Source organism: Bacillus sp. SIMBA_026 (genome assembly GCF_046535335.1).
GTDB classification, from domain to species: Bacteria; Bacillota; Bacilli; order Bacillales; family Bacillaceae; genus Bacillus; species Bacillus velezensis.
The window spans coordinates 1-252 of record NZ_JAWRWX010000343.1; the positions used below are offsets into that span (position 1 = coordinate 1).

The 252-nt window shown below is 62.3% G+C and carries 1 protein-coding gene; it reads right to left on the reverse strand.

Features of this window, described 5'->3' with window-relative positions; all coding sequences use genetic code 11:
• Positions 1 to 252, reverse strand: a 252-nt coding sequence (locus SB847_RS21735; protein ID WP_410578775.1) for an efflux RND transporter permease subunit, incomplete at both ends; no start/stop codon positions are given.

Below are 252 nucleotides of genomic sequence, written 5' to 3' on the forward strand. Positions count from 1 at the left end.
GCACCGACGAACACCGCGCGCTCGCCGTTTAGCAGGGCCACGGCCGCTGGCGGGTCTTGTACACCACGCCGCAGCTCTGCGATGTCACCCAAGGTGACGGTTTGGCCCTGCCGAGTTGAGATATTAATTTCCCGCAGCCGATCAAGCGCATCAAATTCGCCGCTTAAACCCACCGTTAAGCGATGCCCTTGGGTCACGACTTCACCGGCCGTTCGGCGGCCATCGCTGGCTTCAATCGCTGCGGCCAGTTGG